The organism is Peteryoungia algae (assembly GCF_030369675.1).
Taxonomy (GTDB): Bacteria; Pseudomonadota; Alphaproteobacteria; order Rhizobiales; family Rhizobiaceae; genus Allorhizobium; species Allorhizobium algae.
The window spans coordinates 3,475,518-3,493,377 of the sequence record NZ_CP128477.1 but is presented as its reverse complement, the minus strand read 5'-3'; the positions used below and the strand labels follow the sequence as shown (position 1 = coordinate 3,493,377).

Sequence of the window (17,860 nt, the reverse complement as noted above, 5' to 3'; positions counted from 1 at the left end):
ATACGAAAGTTAACTTCTGCGTGATGCAAGGAAGGCAAAGATGGACAAGCCCCGGATATCGATCACCTATTGCACCCAATGCAACTGGCTTTTGCGCTCCGGATGGATGGCGCAGGAGCTGCTGCATACCTTTGCCGACGACCTCGGCGAAGTGGCACTCATCCCGGGGACCGGTGGGATCTTCGAGATCCGGCTGAACGGTGAACTGATCTGGGAGCGCAAGCGCGACGGCGGCTTTCCGGGCCCGAAGGATCTGAAGCAGAAGGTGCGCGACGCGATCGATCCCGAGCGCGATCTCGGCCATGTGGATAGAGCGAGCCGCAATGAAGGAATGGACAGCTGAGCAAGGCGGCCGATCGGTCGCCCTGCCGGCTTCCGGTGGCTCAGTTGAAGGGCGACCGGCAGATCTTGTAGTAGCCGCTCGACGAGAGGAACTGATTGGTGCGGGGATTGTAGGACCGGTAGCGGTTCAGGCACCAGTCGACATGGCGCTGCCAGGCGCGACCGGGTGGTCGATATCCCGGATTGTCATAGACCGGCGGGCGTGGAGGCGGACGGTAACCGGGCTCGACATAGACGGGCGGACGCGGGCGGGGCCGATAGACCGGCGGCTCATCATAGACAGAGGGCGGATAGTATTCAGGCGGCAGGGGCCGTGGGCGACGCGGCGGCGGGCGATCCCAGGTTTCGTAGCAACCGGAAAAGTCACAGACCAGATCGACCGTCTCGACGTCCAAGCGCTGCTCAGCGGTGGATTGAAGCGGCGTCGGCATGGCGGCCTCGGCCAAAGGTGCCAAAAGCTGGGTGCCGGCCAGCGCCAGAGCCATGAGGGCTGTTCTCGTCGTCATCTCTTTATCCTGTCTCGTCCCCGGCTTGCCGCTCTCGTGCTTCGCCGACTCGGAAACAGAGCCGTTCGATCACGGCTTTTTCACGACGGCGTTACCGGCCGGCAGGTGGCGGCCAGCACCGCCGAGGCCGGACAAGTGTCGCAATTCTGCAGATGGTTTTCCCAGCTTTCCGGGCCCTTTCACAGAGGCGACACGAAAACTTCAAAATGCTGGTTGACAGGCCGGGGTAGTCGCTTTACACGGCTCCTCGTCGCCCAGATGGCGGAATTGGTAGACGCGCCAGCTTCAGGTGCTGGTACTCGAAAGGGTGTGGAGGTTCGAGTCCTCTTCTGGGCACCAAATTCCGATTTGAGATCAGCAGTTTATGCGGTCCTCAAACAAAAGAAAAAAGCCCGGCTTGCCGGGCTTTTTTCTTGTCTTCTGGCAGCCGCTCGACGCCGCTGCAAAGCCATCTTCGACCGATTTCAGCAGCCCTTTCCCGAACGCCCGCGCATAGACGAAAAGGACAGACCATGGACGAGACCGTCGCCATCGAAAGCCGTAGCGAATTCGCCCTCTGGGCGATCGAACGGGCCAAGGAAATCGTCGCACAGGAAGGCACGTCGCTGGCGCTTGCGGCGCGTGACATGGACGAACAGGGCCTGCGTGAGGCAGGCCAAAACCTCGGTGGCGCAATCAGCGCGGCACTGCTCGAAGTGTTCGACGGCCTGCTTGGACAGGACGACCAGGGCTGAGGCGAACAGACCGACGCTCTCAGTCGATGATGCGCGGGTTGACGCCCGGATACCAATCACGACCACTGCGCGGCGGCTCGGTGCCCTGGTAGACAATGCCGTTCTTTTCACACCGATAGACCGTGTATGGAAGCATGTCGCGCAGTTCGCGGCGCCCGAAACCGGGACGCGGGGCAATCGTGCGCGTTTCGCAGGCGTAGCCTTCGCCAAACTGGTTGGCGGGGTCCTGCGGCTTCACACCCGGCAGATCCTGGAAACTGTCCTGTGCAGCATTGCCCCAGGCGATGCCTTCGGCGGCGACGGCAGGGGCTGCAAGGGCCGACAGAACGACCATCAGCAGCGCCATGGCGCCCTGGCGGCCGATCGATATTTGCATTGGATTGTCTCGGCGAACCGGCAGCATGGCACTTATCCCACAGGGTATGACAGTGCCGATATAAGTGGTCTCCGCCCCACCACCAAGGGTCTGCACTTCACGTTTCGGCGACGGGACGGCGATAGCCCGTCGGCGTTCCGTAAAGCCAGCCGATGCGTTCGATGGCGGCTTCGAGCGTCTCTCGTGCCACGGTCATGGTGTGACCATTGGCGTGGATCATGGTCGTCTCGTCTTCCATGATCGCCACATGCCCCTTCCAGAAGACGAGATCGCCCCGTCGCAGGTCGCAGCGCTCGATCGGCACTCCGAGACCCGCAGCCTGCATATCGCTGTCACGGGGCGCCTCGAGACCGGCGAGGCGCATGGCCAGCTGGACGAGCCCCGAGCAATCGATGCCGAAGCCGGATTTGCCGCCCCAGAGATAGGGGGTCTCGAGGAAGAGAGCCGCAACCGCGACATAGTCGGGAGCCGGCGGATCGGAGACAGGGCGAAGATGGCGTGATACGAGCGCGCCGCCGTCGGAAAGGAGGAGATAGCGCGTGCCACGGGTCTCGGCTTCTCCGACTATCGTGAGCCGGCTACCCATTGAGAGCGCTGTGCGGGTGGGAAAGCGCAGGTCGGCGCCGCGATAGACGAATGTGCGAGGAACCGTAACAACGTGGGTCGCCGGAACTGTCTGGCCGAGCGCCTCTTCCGGCAGGTAGCCGACATAGCTGTCATCGGTGGCCTGGACCCAGGCCCAGCCATCCTGCCGGTCGAAAACACGGACGTGCTCGCCCATCAAGAGCTCGGTGTCGATGCCTAGAGAGACATCCGGCTTTGGGCGGAGAGCGACGACCGGCAAGGTCACCATGGAGGGTTCGGGCGCAACGAAACGGTCGGCGTCCACCTGTCCCTTCAGGGCAATATCGGCGAGATCCGGGCGGAAGGCGGCGAGGCGCCGGTCGAGCATGGCAATCTCCGTCAGCCGAGCGAGCGGCCCTTGGCGATAACGCAATCGCCGAATTTTTCGAGGAAAAGCGCACCTGATACGGTGCGTTTGACGATGACGCTGCGGCGGTCGAGCTCGTCCCTGATGCGATCGACCAGGCCCATTTCGCCAAGTGTGTCCAGCGCGCGGGTGATGACCGGCTTGGTGACATTCAGCGTCGCGGCAAGCCCGCGCACCGTGTGGGGCGGGGGAACGAGATATATTTCCAGCAGCACGGCGAGCTGGCGCATGGTGAGATCATGGCCTTGCCTCTGGACCTGATCCAGCGTCACTTTGTGCCACAGGCCGAGCGCCTGGGTTGCCGTCATTTCGAGGCCCATGGCCCCTCCCCTTCGTCAGATGCGGGCACTCCGTCCCGCTTCCCATCATTCCGGCAAAGAAACGATCTGGCAAGAGGGAGCGGCCATGCACCACCCGGCGGCGAGCTCAGTCTGCCTGCAGCATTCGGTAGAGGGCGCGAATCGCCTGGGCCTCGCCACCAACGGGAGAATGGGCTCGTTCGCTCTGCGACCAGCCGAAAATGTCGAAATGGGCCCAGCGGCGACCGGGGGAGACGAAGCGCTTGAGGAAAAGGGCCGCCGTGATGGCACCCGCCATGCCACCGGAGGGGGCGTTGGTCAGATCGGCAATCTGAGCCTTCAACATTCGCTCGTAGCCCTTGTGCAGGGGCAAACGCCACACGGGATCGTCAACCTCGATGCTGGCATCGGCAATCCGATCGGCGAGGTCTTCGTCGTCGGTGAAGTAGGGCGGCAGGTCGGGGCCAAGCGCAACACGGGCGGCGCCGGTGAGTGTCGCCATGTCGATCAGCAGGTCCGGCTCTTCCGCATCGGCATAGGCCAGGGCGTCCGCCAGGATTAGACGGCCTTCCGCGTCGGTATTGTCGATCTGGACAGTCAGACCCTTGCGGCTCTTGTAGACGTCGCCCGGTCGGAAGGCATTGCCCGCGACCGCGTTCTCGACAGCCGGGATGACGACGCGCAGATCAATCTTCAGCTTGGCGTCCATGATCATCAGTGCAAGGCCAAGCACATTGGCAGCGCCTCCCATGTCCTTCTTCATCAGAAGCATGGAAGAAGCCGGCTTGATGTCGAGGCCGCCGGTATCGAAGCTGACGCCCTTGCCGACGAGGGTTGCCTTGCGGTGCCCCTTCTTGCCCCAGCGCATGTCAATGAGACGTGGCGCGACGGTGGAGGCGCGGCCGACGGCGTGGATGAGGGGAAAATTCTTCGCGAGCAGGTCGTCACCTGCGATCACCGAGACTTCGGCCTTGTAGTGTTCGGCAAGACGGCGAACGACGGCTTCGATGTCGGCCGGGCTCATGTCATTGGCCGGCGTGTTGATCAGGTCGCGGGCAAGATAGACGCCCGATATCTGGCGCTTGATGTCGGCGGCGTCGGCATCCTGAGGGATGAGCAGACGCGGCTCCGTGATGCTTGCCGAGCGATAGCGGTCGAAGCTATAGGCGCCCAGGCCATAGCCGAGAAGAAGACGGTTGGCGGTCAGCGGTGCGGTCTCGATATGCCATTCGCCGGCCGGCAGCGCGCGGGCGAGCTTGCCGGTCAGATAGGGGTTTTCGGACGGGTTGGAGCCGAGGCCGAACAGCGCGCCGCCCACATGCCCCTCGGCTGTCGGGACCAGCAGGACCGCGCCGGGCTCCGCCTTGAAGCCCGCCTTCTTGGCCCAGTCGAGGGCGAGCGGTTCCAGAGTGCCGGTTTCGACATGAGCCGGCGTGACGGCGAAGACCGGAAGCGTCTTTCCGCCCTTCGTGCTGAAGGGGGAAGGTCGTTCGATATATTGGAAGGGGGCCATGGAGACGCTTTCTGGAGATTCGCAGGAGGTGACCGATTAACACTCCGTTAGGGTTAACAGATTATTGCTTGAGTGGAGATTGCGCCGCCCGTCCCTGGCGAGGCGGTGGGACGAAACGGAACTCGGGACAATCACCATGCGCATGCAAAACCCAGGCTCGGCAAATCGTTTGCAGATCATGGCCACGGCCGGCCTGATGGTGGCCGCGCTGGCGCTTACAGGATGCGCATCGGGAAAGAAGGAACTGACGACCGGCTCCATCCCGAAGACGACCCGCTCGCTCGACGCGCTGAGCGGATCGGAGCTCACCCGTGCCGTGGACGGCATCGGCCAGGCCTATGAGCGCAATCCCAAGGATCGCAATACCGGGCTCTCCTATGCCAATGGCCTGATGATGACGGGTCGCAACGCGCAGGCACTCGCCGTCATGCAGCAGGTGGCGATCTCCCATCCGAGCGACCGCGAAGTGCTCTCCGCGCTCGGCAAGGCGCAGGCTGCAGCCGGGCAGCTGGAAAAAGCGCTCGGTACAATCCTGCGGGCGCAGACACCCGACCGGCCCGACTGGCGGCTCTATTCTGCCGAAGGCGCGGTGCTCGATCAACTCGGACGCTCCAGCGAAGCGCGCTCGCGCTACCGCATGGCGCTGCAGATCCAGCCAAACGATCCGAGCGTGCTGTCGAACCTGGGCATGTCCCATGTGCTTTCCGGCGACCTGAAGACGGCAGAAACCTATCTGCGCCAGGCCTCGCAGCAACCGGGCGCCGACAGCCGTGTGCGGCAGAACCTTGCGCTGGTGGTCGGTCTGCAGGGCCGGTTCCAGGAGGCCGAACAGCTGGCCTCGCAGGAACTCGACCCGCAACAGGCGGCTGCCAATCTGCAATATCTGCGCGGCATGCTGGCCCAGCAGAACTCCTGGAAGCAGCTTTCCAGTCAGGACATGCCGAAAAAGAAGGGCTGAGCCCCGCTCAATCGGGAAAGTCGAGGCTGGAACGGCCGCTGGTCAGATCCCGGACCAGCCGGGCCGCCTGGTCCTCATCGCCCCGGCTCAGCGTCACCGTGAGATCCACACCCTGCGCCGTGAAGGTTTCGGCGAGCACGAGATGCGGGATCGCGGTCAGCCGCGCCTTGACCAAGGCGAGATCGGAAAAACCCACAGCACAGCCTCCCGTCACCATCGGGATGATCTCGCGCTTTTCGGCCTGACGCAGCATCTGCGCTGCGGTGCCGCCATAGGCACGCATGAGGCCACCGCTGCCGAGCAGAATGCCGCCGAAGAAGCGGGTCACGACCACCACGACACCGTCGAGATCCTGACCGTCTATCGCCTGCAGGATCGGCTTGCCCGCCGTGCCCGAGGGTTCGCCGTCATCGGAGAAGCGATAGGCCTGACCAATGCGCCAGGCCCAGCAATTGTGATTGGCGGCGGGATCGGAAAAGCTCGCAAGAAAGGCCCTGGCCTCCTCTTCGCTGGCAATCGGCGCTGCCTGGCCGATGAAACGGCTCTTCTTGATGTCCTGGACGATATCGGCGGGAGCGAGGAGCGTGTAGGGCATGGCGCTCTCTCAGGCGCCCGGTTCGTGGAGGGTGAGCCAGTCAGCGAGTGCGGCGATGACCGAGAGCCTGAGTGCCGCCTTCATGGCCAGTGCCCGGGTGAGCGATGCGTCCCGACTGGAGAAGCCGAGTTCCGCCATCACGCCTGAGGGGGTGAGCTGGCGGGCGCGCATGACGGTCTCGATGCGCTCGATGGTCGACGGAAGCAGGTAGCGGCCGTTCGCGATCAGGGCTGCGGCGTCATCCGGCACTGGCTCGGCCGGTTCCGCCGTTATGGCGCCTCGTCCCCTCGCCCGCGATTCGGCCGAGACGAAATCGAGAAAGGCCTGACGCTCCTCCGATGTGGCGGCCGTCCAGGCTTTCAGCAGCTTCTGCAACGGGCTGGGCTTCTCTTTCTTGGACATGACCGGCTTTCTGTTCGTCTCCGTCCATAGCCCGAGCGCGGGGCTGGCGCGAGAAAAAAACTTGTCGCCTCGCTTCGTCCGGCACGGAGCAGAATTCGGCTTTGGCAACAGCATCATCGGCGACAGAACGGGGGCGATCTGGCTTCCCGTGCATTAGGAATTCCTGCCAGACGGAAAGCGGTCGTTAACCTTTATTTTCTACTCAGATAGCTCAGTTTTCGCGTTCCCGTATCCCGTCAGAGTTCAGGTTTCCGATGCACCCTCCCCGTTCCAGTTCTGCGTATCAGGTCAATCAGTCAGGGGAGAGCGACAGCCAGGGGGCCGACCAGTCGGCGGCAAACCAGATCGAGGGCCGCGAGGAAACGCCTGTCTGGCAGAAGGCGTTCGTGCTCGGGCCGAATGTGCGCTTTACCCGCACGCCCGATCGCGTACCGGCCAAGCCGGAAGCTGAGGCGAACGCATTGCCGCAGCCAACGGCACGGACCACCACTCCGACGCGTACGATCGCCTCGCAGCCGGTCACGCAACCGGCAGCAACTCAGCCGCAGGCCAGGCACCACGTTCCCTCACCCACGCCCCCGTCCTCCGCGCGGACGGCATCGCCGTCAACCGGCGTGCCTTTTGCCGGGCTGCCGCGGACCGGCGCAACGACGCCTGCGCCCCAGCCGGAAGCGCCGCGCATACCGGCTTCCGTTACGTTGCCACAGCCGCCGGATGCAATCGGCGCGCGGGCGCTCACCTACAAGCTTCGCCGGGAACTGGCACGTCAACAGGCCGAGCAGGCTGCCTGGGAAGCCTCGGTTGCGGATGGTGCCGGCAGCGAGATCGGGCCTGCGCCGCATCCGCTGCAGCCGGCACCGCTGGTCCAGGGGATGCGCAGCGTGCTCGCCAGCACCCAGGCCGCGACCATCGGCGCGGCTCAGCGGCCGACGAACGACGTTTCCGTGCCGCCATATCTGCAGCGCTCGCTGGCGCAGCAGGCAGAGGCCGCGCGGGTGGCCGCCCTGCAAGCAAGCCAGACCGCGCGCGCGCCCATGGTGCGCAACGCATTCCTGCGCACACCGCAACCGATCAATCCGGAACCCGTCTCGTCACCCGCGACGCACAACGCCGCAAGCACTTCGCCTGCTGCCTCTGGCTTTTCGGCCTGGGCCCAGATGACCGCGCCGGATACAAAGCTGCCCGCAGCCGAAGCTCCGGTCGCCCCCGACGTCGTCGAGGCGCCGGTGACGGCAGCGAGACTTCCGATCGCATCGCTGCTGTCGGATCACATCTTCTTCGAGGCGATGATCGAGCCGGTGGAGACGCCCTCGGATATCGAAATGGCGCGTCCTGTCGTATCACCGTCGCCCACGAAGACACGTCTGCCCGCCGCCCGTCAGAGCATCGCCCCGGCCGTTCACCAGCCCGTCAGGACCATTCCCGCACCGACACCGCCGGCCATGGCAGCCGGTCGCGCCGAGGTGGTTCGTTATCGGCCCGACGCGCTCACGACATCGGTGCAGCCTGCAACCGGTTTGCCGCGCAAGCCGTCTTTCGAGGCGACTGCCGGATCGGTCGTGGCGCTCTACCGGGAAATCGCCCGCCGCGACGTAACGGCATCGACCTTTGCATTGCGGCCGGCCTCGATGACGGCTGAAACAGTCCCCCCGCTCGAAGCTGCCGTGCCGCTGGCAGTTCAGGCGAACCACGCCTCCATCGTTCCGGTCTCGGCCGCACTGCCGCGCCAACCGCTGTTCCGGGCGCAGGAAGCGCTTGGTGAAGGCGAATACCAACTGCCTTACCTCGACTTCCTGCAGACGCCGCCGGTCCAGACGGGCGTGACGATGTCGGCCGAGGCGCTGGAGCAGAGCGCCGGGTTGCTGGAAAACGTGCTGGAAGATTTCGGCATCAAGGGTGAAGTGATCGACGTCAGGCCCGGTCCGGTCGTCACGCTCTACGAATTCGAGCCGGCACCGGGGGTTAAATCCTCGCGCGTCATCGGCCTTTCGGACGATATCGCCCGTTCGATGTCGGCCCTATCGGCGCGTGTTGCTGTTGTCCCCGGGCGCAACGTGATCGGCATCGAACTGCCGAACCCGGTGCGCGAGACGGTCTATCTGCGCGAGCTGATCGAAACGCCCGATTATGCCGAGACGCGCTACAAGCTGCCGGTCTGCCTTGGCAAGACCATTGGCGGCGAACCCGTCATCGCCGAACTCGCGAAAATGCCGCATCTGCTCGTGGCCGGGACCACCGGGTCGGGCAAGTCGGTCGCGATCAACACCATGATCCTGTCGCTGCTCTACAGGTTCCGTCCCGACGAGTGCCGGTTGATCATGGTCGATCCGAAGATGCTGGAGCTTTCCGTCTATGACGGGATCCCCCATCTGCTCACGCCCGTCGTGACCGACCCGAAAAAGGCCGTGATGGCCTTGAAATGGGCGGTGCGCGAGATGGAGGATCGCTATCGCAAGATGAGCCGCCTCGGTGTGCGCAATATCGACGGCTATAATGCCCGGGCCGCCCAGGCGCGCGAAAAGGGCGAGACGATCACCGTCAATGTCCAGACCGGATTTGATCGCCACAGCGGCGAAATCGTATACGAGGAGCAGGAACTCGACCTCTCGCCGATGCCCTACATCGTGGTCGTGGTCGACGAGATGGCCGATCTGATGATGGTCGCCGGCAAGGAGATCGAAGGCGCGATCCAGCGGCTGGCGCAGATGGCGCGTGCGGCCGGCATCCACCTGATCATGGCGACGCAGCGCCCCTCCGTCGATGTGATCACCGGCACGATCAAGGCGAACTTCCCGACCCGCGTTTCCTTCCAGGTGACGTCGAAGATCGACAGCCGCACCATTCTGGGCGAGCCGGGTGCCGAGCATCTGCTCGGTCAGGGCGACATGCTGCACATGGTCGGCGGCGGACGCATTGCCCGCGTCCACGGTCCCTTCGTTTCCGACGAGGAAGTCGAGAAGGTCGTCGCGCATTTGAAGATGCAGGGACGTCCGGACTATCTGGGCACTGTGACCGAGGATGCCGACGAGGTGGAGGACGAGCCGGAAGAAGATGTCGCCGTCTTCGACAAGAGCGCCATGGGCGAAGAGGACGGAAACGATCTCTATGACAAGGCGGTCAAGGTGGTGCTGCGCGACAAGAAGTGCTCGACCTCGTATATCCAGCGGCGGCTTTCAATCGGCTACAACAAGGCCGCCTCGCTGGTCGAGCGCATGGAGCAGGAGGGCATTGTCGGCCCGGCCAACCATGTCGGCAAGCGGGCGATCATCGTCGGCGGCCGCGAGGTCAACCCATCCGCCGAAGAGTTCGAGAGCTGAGCCTGCATCGGCAAGACACTTGATCGGGGGACAGTCCCCTTCGGGGCGCGCCGTGCTGCGGCGTGCCTTTTTTCCTTGATCGGCCCGGCATCCTCACGATGGGGAACCCTTTCGGCAGCTTGCGGTTCGGAGGCCGTCAGATCAAGGAGACACAGACAATGGCAGAGGACAGACGTTCGCTCTTCGTCACCGGCCTGCGCAATGCGCATGCAATGGAAAACCAGGCAATCTCGATCATCAAACCACAGCTCTCTCGGATCGAGAACTATCCTCAAGTGGCACGGCGCCTCGAGCAGCACCTGCGGGAAACGGAAGTGCAATTGAAACGGCTGGAAGACATTCTCGCCAGCCTCGACGAGGAGCACTCGACCATCAAGGACTGGATGCTTTCGGCCGGTGCCAGCATGGCGGCCCTTGGCCACGCCATGGCGAACGACGAGATCCTGAAGAATTCCTTCGCCAACCAGGCTTTCGAGAATTACGAGATCGCCGCCTATAATTCATTGCTGGTCATGGCGGAAATGGGTGGGTTTCACGGCGCGATGAGCGCTCTGCAGCAGAACCTCGTGGAAGAGGAAACCATGGCCGAGTGGCTGCGGGAGAATCTCCGTGAGGTGACGACCGAATTCGTCTCGCGGCAGGAGGCGGGCGAAGACGCGAAGGTATGAGGGCCCGGCCAATTTCAGGCCCCGGGAGCGTGGAAGCGGGCACACCCCGCTTCCACAGGCCGGTTCACAACAGCACGGCGCCAGTCAGACCTGAACGGGCCTGATCGTATCGGTACCGATCTCGCCCTCGATGAGGCCGCGGGTGAGACCCTGCCGGTCACGCGCAATTTCCACCACCGTATAGAGTTTCTCCGAGCGGAAGGCACTCGCCATTCCGGTCGTCACGTCCTCGGCAGGTTTGGCGTCAATCTCCATATAGTCCAGTTCTTGCGATGCAGCGACGAGGCGGGCATCGCCCGTAGAGCGGGCAGCCACAGTGACCACACCATGGCTGCGGGCGTTATCCCAACGCGGATCATCCGGCTCGGCGATGGGTTCCAGACGGTAGACATTGAGCAGTTCGTCACCCCTGGACATGCCGTGTGCTGTGGCAGCTGCATCCGACCGGCGAGCGGCGCTTTCCACAGGCTGCGCCAAACGCGGATCGCTTTCGCCTCCTGGCCTTTCATTCGGTATTGCGTGGTCTGTGTCTTGCGGCATGGTCTTCTCCCTCCGACATGCGTCCGTCTCCAACCGACGGTGGCCCTATCCGGTTCCGTCGGCCCTCCGTCTTCTCATCATGGAACATGCCGGCAAGCGGACCATTCTTCATTGATAAGGAGCAAGAGATGCCGCCAGTCACGCCTTCATCCCCTCACGTCGCGACCACCCCTGTGGCAGACGAAAGGGGCCGGCATGCGCAGAGCCCGGAAACCATTCCCCTGCGCGGCCTGTGGGATGTGTCGCTGAGGCTCATGGCTCGGCTGACCTCCGACCGGGTCATGCTGGCGGCGGCGGGTGTATCGTTTTACATGATGCTGTCCCTGTTTCCCGGGCTTGCGGCGCTTGTTTCACTTTACGGGTTGATTGCAGACCCCACCACGATCGCTGGTCGGCTTGATTTTCTCTCCGAACTGCTGCCGGCAGACGGCGTGGCGATGATCCTGGACCAGCTACAGTCCCTCGCGGACGAAAACGACAGCACCTTGAGCATCGGCTTTCTTGCGGGTCTCGGCGTTTCGCTGTTCAGCGCCCGCAACGGCATGGTAGCCCTCTTCGAGGCGATGAACATTGCCTATAAGGAAACGGAGAAGCGCGGCTTCATCCACACCACGTTTCTGGCCATCGCGTTCACCCTCGGGGCCATGGCCATCCTCGCCGTCATCGTCACGGTGCTCGCAATCCTGCCGATGATCATTTCCGTCGTCCTCATTTCCGAACGGGCCGAGATGCTGGTCGGGCTGATCCGTTGGCCGATCCTGATGAGCGTCGTCTGGCTCGGGACCGTCATGGTCTATCGATACGGGCCGAGCCGGGAAAACGCCAAGCTGCGATGGCTCACCTGGGGCACGCTGCTCAGTTCGCTCGCCTGGCTGGTCATGTCGATCGGCTTCTCCTTCTATCTGGAGAATTTCGCCGACTTCAACGCCACGTATGGCACACTCGGCACCTTTATAGGCCTGATGTTCTGGACCTGGCTTTCCGTGGTCATCCTGATCGTCGGAGCGATGATGAACGCGGAACTCGAACATCAGACGGCCGAGGATACAACGACGGGGCCGACCCAGCCAATGGGACTTCGGGGCGCCCATGTCGCCGACACGCTCGGCCCGTCGCAATAGTCGAAAACATGCTCAAAAAAATGGGGCGGCACCGAATGCCGCCCTCACGTCCTACCCTGCTGGTCTATCCGGTCATCAGCCGTTTCGGCGCTCGCGGGCGCGGCTGCCGGGGAACAGCAGCTGGATGAAACATTCGGCCGTCGGTTGCGGTTCGTGATTGGCAAGCCCGGGGCGCTCATTGGCCTCAATGAAAACATAGTCGGGTTCGGCAGGATCATGGACCATGAAATCGATGCCGACGACCGGGATCTTGATCGCTTTGGCGATCCGGCAAGCGGCTTCGACGAGCCTGGGATGGACATTTGCCGTGACGTCGTGGATCGTGCCGCCGGTATGGAGATTGGCCGCCTTTCGCACGGTAATCTCGCGGCCCTCTTCGAGCACGCTTTCGAGATCGAGGTCCTGCTCGGCAAGGCATCGCTTCGTCTCGGCATCGACAGGGATACGGCTCTCTCCCCCTGTCGCGGCAGCCCGGCGGCGAGATTGCTGGTCGATCAGCTTGCGGATCGAGGTGCGACCATCGCCGATCACGCGCGGTGGACGACGGACGGCGGCGGCAACGAGCTTGTAATCGATGACGACGAGGCGCAGGTCCTCGCCTTCGAAGCAGGCTTCCAGAAGCACGCGGTCGCAGACCTGACGGGCCTGACGGATTGCGGCCTGCAAGGCCTCCATCGAAGAGATGCCGACCGAAATGCCTCGGCCCTGCTCTCCGCGGGCGGGCTTGACCACCAGCTTGAGGTGCTTTTCCAGAAATGCCTGCTTTTCGGCATCGGGTGCATCCGCAGAGAGCTGCGCCGGCACGCTGAGATCGGCTGCCTCGGCGAAGCGGCGGGTGACCGCCTTGTCATCGCAGATCGACATGGCGACCGAGGAAGTAAGATCCGAGAGGCTTTCGCGACAGTGAATGCTGCGCCCGCCATGGCTCAGACGGAAGAACCCACCTTCGGCGTCTGTTACCTCGACATGAATGCCGCAGCGCAGCGCCTCATTGACGATCAGGCGGGCATAAGGGTTGAGTGCCTCATAGCCTTCGACAGGCTGGGCAAAGAATTTTTCGTTGATGGCGTTTTTGCGTTTCACCGCAAAGAGCGGCACGCGGCGGAAGCCGAGCTTTTCATACAGTCCGATCGCCTTGTCGTTGTCATGCAGGACCGAGAGATCGAGATAGGCGAGGCCCCGCGCATGGAAATGTTCGGCGAGGATGCGCACCAGGCCTTCGCCGATGCCCGGCTGGCGAGCCTGGGGGTGAACCGCGAGGCACCAGAGCGAGGCACCGCGTTCCGGGTCGTCGAACAGGCGGTGGTGGTCAATGCCGGTGATGGTTCCGACGATCTCGCCGGTCATATCGTCCTGCGCGACGAAATAGGTCACCGGCCTGTTGTCGCGCTCGCCGGCGAAGAAATCCTCGCGCACCTGGACCATGCCGCAGTTCGCATAGACCGCGTTGATGCCCGCAGCATCGCTTTCTGACGAGAAACGCCGGATGGTGACGCCCTTGGGGCGGCGGCCACCGGCACGATAGGTCGAGAGGTCGAGCCGGAAGGTATGTGACGGATCGAGGAAGATTTCCTGGGGGGCCTGGGCGAGGAGGACATGGGGATCGCCGACGTGAAAGGCGATGTCGCGCGTATCAGGTGCTTCTTCACGCAGGGCTGCGAGAAGATCCTCATAGCGGTCGAAAGTCGGTGTGAAAAGGAGACGCCCCCAGCCGCAGTCCAGGGCGACATTGCGGTTGCGCCCTGCCGTTTCCGCGGATCGGCTGGCCGAGCCCTGGCTGCCGCCCCCGGGTGTCCGGAGGCGGGTCAGTCGATGAGAGACAGCCTTGCCGCGCCTTGCCTTACGCGGCGGAGTGGCGGGCTTTTTCTCTGCCTTGCTCACGTCAGTTCTCCTGGGCCTGCAACCACATTTCGAGAAGTCCGATCTGCCAGAGTTCGGAACCCTGCAGCGGCGTGATATGCGAGGCGGGATCGGCCACCAAACGATCGATATAGTCCTGCCGGAAGAGGCCGCGCTCGCGTGCCGCCTTCGATGACAGGGCGTCGCGGAGCATGTCGAGATAGGGGCCGGCAATGTATTTCAGCTGCGGGACCGGGAAGTAACCCTTCTTGCGGTCGATGACCTCCGAGGGGATGACCTTGCGGGCGACATCCTTCAGTATGCCCTTGCCACCATCGCGCAACTTTTCCTCGGGGGGAATGCGGGCGGCAAGTTCGACCAGTTCGTGGTCGAGGAAGGGGACACGCGCCTCCAGGCCCCAAGCCATGGTCATGTTGTCGACCCGTTTGACCGGGTCGTCGACGAGCATGACATTGCTGTCGAGGCGCAGCGCCTGATCGACAGGGCTATCGGCACCGGAGCGCAGAAGATGTTCGCGCAGCAGGTCGCCACTGACGTCGCGATCGGCAATCCAGCGATCCTGCAGCTGGGTCTGCAAGGTTTCGTGCGAGCGATCCCGGAAGGCGCGGCCGTAATCGGCGACGACATCGGTGGAGCCGACGAGCGGCGGATACCAGTGATAACCACCAAAGACTTCATCGGCGCCCTGGCCCGATTGCACCACCTTGATGTGTTTCGAGACTTCCTTAGACAGGAGATAGAAGCCGACATTGTCGTAGGAGACCATCGGCTCGGACATGGCGGCGATGGTGCCGGGCAGCGCGCCCATGAGATCGGCGGAAGGCACGAAGATCTTGTGATGGTCGGTTCCGAAATGCTTCGCGATCAGATCGGAATAGACGAATTCGTCGCCTTTTTCGCCATTGGCTTCCTCGAAGCCGACCGAAAAGCTCATCAAGCCCGTCTGCCCTGCCTCGGCCAGGAGCCCGACAATCAGGCTGGAATCGACGCCGCCGGAGAGCAGGACGCCGACGGGCACGTCGGCGATCATCCGGCGCTTGACGGCGAGACGCAGGGCATCGAGCAATTGCTGCTGCCAGTCCTCGCGGCTCATGCGCGCATCTTCGGCCCGGCGCGTATAGGCCGGATCCCAGTAGCGCTTGTCCTCGAAGCTGCCATCGGCCTGGTAGACCCTGACGGTCGCCGGGGGCAGCTTGCGCACACCCTTGTAGATCGTCCGCGGCGGCGGAACGACGGCGTGGAAGGTCATGTAGTGATGAAGCGCCGTGACATCGATGGCGGTATCGACCCCACCGGTCTTGACGAGGGCCGGCAGCGACGAGGCGAAGCGCAGGCCACCCGAAACTTCGGCCAGATAAAGCGGCTTGATGCCGAAACGGTCGCGCGCCATGGCCACACGGCCGGTATCGCGCTCGTGGATGGCAAAGGCGAACATGCCGTGGAAGCGGGACACGCAGTCCGGACCCCAGGCATGCCAGGCCTTCAGGATGACTTCTGTGTCGCCATCGGAGAAGAAACGGTAGCCCTTGGCTTCCAGTTCGCCGCGCAGTTCACGGAAATTGTAGATGCAGCCGTTGAAGACGAGCGAGAGGCCGAGGTCGGGATCGACCATGGGCTGTTGCGACTTGTCGGAAAGGTCGAGGATGCGCAATCGTCGGTGACCGAGCCCGACATTGCCCCTGACTATCACGCCGGCCGAATCCGGCCCTCTTGGGGCCAGAACATCCGCCATGATCGAAACCGCCGCTACCGATGGCGATGCACCATCGAATCTCACTTCTCCACAAATGCCACACATGAACTGGGCTGAAACCTCCGTTGAAAGACCAAACAAAAGCGCGCCGGCACGCCGATCGTCGATCGCCGGCACACCGTCGCTTACCATGCAAATGCGTGAGCAGTTCCATTGTTCCAATATTTTTTTGGAAAAATGGCCGGAGTGATGCGACGTCCCGTTTTCCGGGCGTCGGCGTTCGATCAGTTCAGAGCCCTTTTCAGGGGCTTGACGTGGCGCAGCACCAGGAGATCCAGCAGAAGAACCGTGATGAGAACGGCGCCAGAGAGCGGGAAGAGCAGCGCCGTCACCAGCATGACGAAGGCACCGGTCTTCCAGAGGGGACCGGGCTCGACGACAACGGGCGCCATCAACCGGGCCGCATTCTTCGGGCGGCGCTTCCACCACATGACGATGCCACTGACCGACAGGAAGACGATCGACAGGCAAAGAACCGTCACTAGGATGAGGTTCCAGAGCCCCAGGTCGCCTTCGTGGAAGGCGATGCCCGCCGCCATGGCCTTGCCGGCGAGGCCGTAGTCAGTGAAGCCGACATCGGCGAGCACGCGGCCGGTATACTGATCGACATGCACGGTGCGGTCCATGAACGGATTGGCACTGTCATTGCTCATCGTGTCGCGGGCAATCGTCCAGACTGCCGTGTCATCACCCGGGAAAGCCAGCTGGAACCGCTGGTCGAAGCCGAGATTGCGAGCGAGCGCGACGATGGCATCCAGCGAGACGGGCTGTCCTTCCGGCGTGCCCGTGACGCCCGCCGCAGAGCCGGAGGCCGGCATCGGCGTCTGCTCCAGCGTCCACGGGACTTCCTTGACGCCACCATGGTTCATGCTGGCATGGGTTTTGTCCGAAAGGGGGACATTGTCCCACTTCTCTGCCGGAAACGTGCTCCAGGCCTGGGTCATCTTCTCGCCCCAGATGCCGGCCCAGGTCAGACCCGAAATGAGGAAGACGACCAGGAAGAGCGAGGCATAGACGCCGATCGACATATGCAGTGATTTCCACAGCGGCCGGCCCTTCGCCGACAATTGCGGAACGAGGATAGATCTGATGCTGCGACCGTCGCGCGGCCACCACAGATAGAGGCCGGTGACGACGAGCATGATGCCGAAGCCGGCGGCGATTTCGATCAGTCGATCTCCCAGATCGCCGATCATGAGAGAACCGTGAATGGTGCTGGCCAGATCATAAAGGCCGTCGCGACGTTCCCAATAGCCGAGGGTCTCCGCCTTGTAGGGATCGACGGCGACCATGAAAGAGACGTCTGCCTGATTGATCCGGAAGAGCGAGGCCTGGTCGGGGTGTCGCGGTGCGATGTACTGCACGATCTGGCCAGGGATTTCGCGGATGGCGGCTTCGGCCTGGGCGGACACACCGGTCATCGTCGACCGGGGCGTGACGACGAAGGTCTTTTCTCCGTCACGGCCGAAGATCGTGGCGGTCCAGAGCATGACGAGGCCGGTGACGGCGAGCATCAGCAGGAAGGGGGCCACATAGAGGCCGGCATAGAAATGCCAGCGCCAGGCGGTGATGTAGAAACGGCGCGACACGGCGGCGCTGTGCGCCTGGGCGGGGGAGAGATCGGAAACGATGGTCATCCTGGGTCTCGACTGGTTGAGGAGGGTTGAGTGGGAAAGCAGGCGATTGCCGGCCGCGATGCCCCAAAGTTGTTGCGGAGCGAACGCGGCGACGAGATCGCCGCAGGCCGGTCAGGGCGTGGTGCGGGGGCATTTGCAGATGGCGGGAGACGCAAGGGGAGATCAGGCGACAGCCCGCGATCGGGGAGGATTTGCAGCAAGACAGACATCCGATTTCGACCGGAGTTGCAGGGCTTGCAACCTCACCG

18 protein-coding genes and 1 tRNA gene are annotated in these 17,860 nt (G+C 63.3%); 8 read left to right on the top strand and 11 right to left on the bottom strand.

Annotated elements, in window-relative coordinates; translation table 11 throughout:
- The first annotated feature begins 40 nt into the window (after positions 1 to 40).
- Positions 41 to 343 carry an Rdx family protein gene (locus QTL56_RS16560; RefSeq protein ID WP_245134197.1) on the top strand — a complete coding sequence of 101 codons (303 nt, stop codon included), beginning with the start codon at positions 41 to 43 and terminating at the stop codon, positions 341 to 343.
- Positions 344 to 383: 40 nt separating this feature from the next.
- On the opposite strand, the gene QTL56_RS16555 is transcribed toward QTL56_RS16560, so the two are convergent.
- Positions 384 to 848, bottom strand: a complete 465-nt coding sequence (locus QTL56_RS16555; protein WP_245134195.1) for a BA14K family protein — start codon at positions 846 to 848, stop codon at positions 384 to 386.
- Between the two features lie 252 nt (positions 849 to 1,100).
- Here QTL56_RS16555 and QTL56_RS16550 point away from each other — a divergent pair.
- Positions 1,101 to 1,187: transfer RNA gene (locus QTL56_RS16550), tRNA-Leu, on the top strand.
- Between the two features lie 173 nt (positions 1,188 to 1,360).
- Positions 1,361 to 1,582 (top strand): hypothetical protein, encoded by a 222-nt coding sequence (locus tag QTL56_RS16545; protein ID WP_229573580.1) that lies wholly within the window; start codon positions 1,361 to 1,363, stop codon positions 1,580 to 1,582.
- Between the two features lie 19 nt (positions 1,583 to 1,601).
- Here QTL56_RS16545 and QTL56_RS16540 read toward each other — a convergent pair whose 3' ends face one another.
- From QTL56_RS16540 to QTL56_RS16525, 4 genes are all read right to left on the bottom strand, one after another.
- Positions 1,602 to 1,958 (bottom strand): hypothetical protein, encoded by a 357-nt coding sequence (locus tag QTL56_RS16540; protein ID WP_245134194.1) that lies wholly within the window; start codon positions 1,956 to 1,958, stop codon positions 1,602 to 1,604.
- A 97-nt stretch (positions 1,959 to 2,055) separates the two neighbouring features.
- Positions 2,056 to 2,910 (bottom strand): C40 family peptidase, encoded by an 855-nt coding sequence (locus QTL56_RS16535; protein WP_245134192.1) that lies wholly within the window; start codon positions 2,908 to 2,910, stop codon positions 2,056 to 2,058.
- Between the two features lie 11 nt (positions 2,911 to 2,921).
- Entirely contained in the window at positions 2,922 to 3,269 is a 348-nt protein-coding gene (locus QTL56_RS16530; protein WP_229573583.1) for a MarR family transcriptional regulator, read from the bottom strand.
- Between the two features lie 106 nt (positions 3,270 to 3,375).
- Positions 3,376 to 4,761 (bottom strand): leucyl aminopeptidase family protein, encoded by a 1,386-nt coding sequence (locus QTL56_RS16525; RefSeq protein ID WP_245134190.1) that lies wholly within the window; start codon positions 4,759 to 4,761, stop codon positions 3,376 to 3,378.
- Positions 4,762 to 4,897: 136 nt separating this feature from the next.
- Between QTL56_RS16525 and QTL56_RS16520 the strand changes: the two genes are divergently transcribed.
- Positions 4,898 to 5,719: a tetratricopeptide repeat protein gene (locus tag QTL56_RS16520; RefSeq protein ID WP_245134188.1), complete on the top strand. Its 822-nt coding sequence runs from the start codon at positions 4,898 to 4,900 to the stop codon at positions 5,717 to 5,719.
- A gap of 7 nt (positions 5,720 to 5,726) precedes the next feature.
- Here QTL56_RS16520 and QTL56_RS16515 read toward each other — a convergent pair whose 3' ends face one another.
- Together QTL56_RS16515 and QTL56_RS16510 are read right to left on the bottom strand one after the other, a co-directional pair.
- Positions 5,727 to 6,314, bottom strand: a complete 588-nt coding sequence (locus QTL56_RS16515; RefSeq protein ID WP_245134186.1) for an IMPACT family protein — start codon at positions 6,312 to 6,314, stop codon at positions 5,727 to 5,729.
- A gap of 9 nt (positions 6,315 to 6,323) precedes the next feature.
- The gene (locus QTL56_RS16510; RefSeq protein ID WP_245134185.1) at positions 6,324 to 6,716 is read right to left on the bottom strand and encodes a hypothetical protein; all 393 of its coding nucleotides are present in this window, start codon (positions 6,714 to 6,716) and stop codon (positions 6,324 to 6,326) included.
- A gap of 254 nt (positions 6,717 to 6,970) precedes the next feature.
- Between QTL56_RS16510 and QTL56_RS16505 the strand changes: the two genes are divergently transcribed.
- Together QTL56_RS16505 and QTL56_RS16500 are read left to right on the top strand one after the other, a co-directional pair.
- A complete protein-coding gene (locus QTL56_RS16505) occupies positions 6,971 to 10,033 on the top strand; it encodes a DNA translocase FtsK (protein ID WP_245134183.1) in 3,063 nt (1,020 codons plus the stop codon).
- 158 nt (positions 10,034 to 10,191) lie between these two features.
- Positions 10,192 to 10,701 carry a ferritin-like domain-containing protein gene (locus QTL56_RS16500; protein ID WP_245134180.1) on the top strand — a complete coding sequence of 170 codons (510 nt, stop codon included), beginning with the start codon at positions 10,192 to 10,194 and terminating at the stop codon, positions 10,699 to 10,701.
- Positions 10,702 to 10,785: 84 nt separating this feature from the next.
- Here the strand turns inward: QTL56_RS16500 and QTL56_RS16495 are convergent, their stop codons facing one another.
- Positions 10,786 to 11,241, bottom strand: coding sequence for a hypothetical protein (locus QTL56_RS16495; RefSeq protein WP_245134178.1), 456 nt, complete (start codon positions 11,239 to 11,241; stop codon positions 10,786 to 10,788).
- A 128-nt stretch (positions 11,242 to 11,369) separates the two neighbouring features.
- On the opposite strand from QTL56_RS16495, the gene QTL56_RS16490 reads away from it, so the two are divergent.
- Positions 11,370 to 12,362: a YihY/virulence factor BrkB family protein gene (locus QTL56_RS16490; RefSeq protein ID WP_245134176.1), complete on the top strand. Its 993-nt coding sequence runs from the start codon at positions 11,370 to 11,372 to the stop codon at positions 12,360 to 12,362.
- A gap of 75 nt (positions 12,363 to 12,437) precedes the next feature.
- On the opposite strand, the gene ngg is transcribed toward QTL56_RS16490, so the two are convergent.
- Together ngg and QTL56_RS16480 are read right to left on the bottom strand one after the other, a co-directional pair.
- Positions 12,438 to 14,243: an N-acetylglutaminylglutamine synthetase gene (gene ngg / locus QTL56_RS16485; RefSeq protein ID WP_245134173.1), complete on the bottom strand. Its 1,806-nt coding sequence runs from the start codon at positions 14,241 to 14,243 to the stop codon at positions 12,438 to 12,440.
- A 1-nt stretch (position 14,244) separates the two neighbouring features.
- On the bottom strand, positions 14,245 to 16,020 hold the full coding sequence (locus QTL56_RS16480; protein WP_245135465.1) for an N-acetylglutaminylglutamine amidotransferase: 1,776 nt from the start codon (positions 16,018 to 16,020) through the stop codon (positions 14,245 to 14,247).
- Between QTL56_RS16480 and QTL56_RS16475 the strand changes: the two genes are divergently transcribed.
- Positions 15,953 to 16,165, top strand: a complete 213-nt coding sequence (locus tag QTL56_RS16475) for a hypothetical protein (protein ID WP_245135534.1) — start codon at positions 15,953 to 15,955, stop codon at positions 16,163 to 16,165. The genes QTL56_RS16480 and QTL56_RS16475 overlap by 68 nt on opposite strands.
- Before the next feature lie 34 nt (positions 16,166 to 16,199).
- On the opposite strand, the gene QTL56_RS16470 is transcribed toward QTL56_RS16475, so the two are convergent.
- The gene (locus tag QTL56_RS16470) at positions 16,200 to 17,612 is read right to left on the bottom strand and encodes a PepSY-associated TM helix domain-containing protein (RefSeq protein WP_245134171.1); all 1,413 of its coding nucleotides are present in this window, start codon (positions 17,610 to 17,612) and stop codon (positions 16,200 to 16,202) included.
- Positions 17,613 to 17,860: the final 248 nt, after the last annotated feature.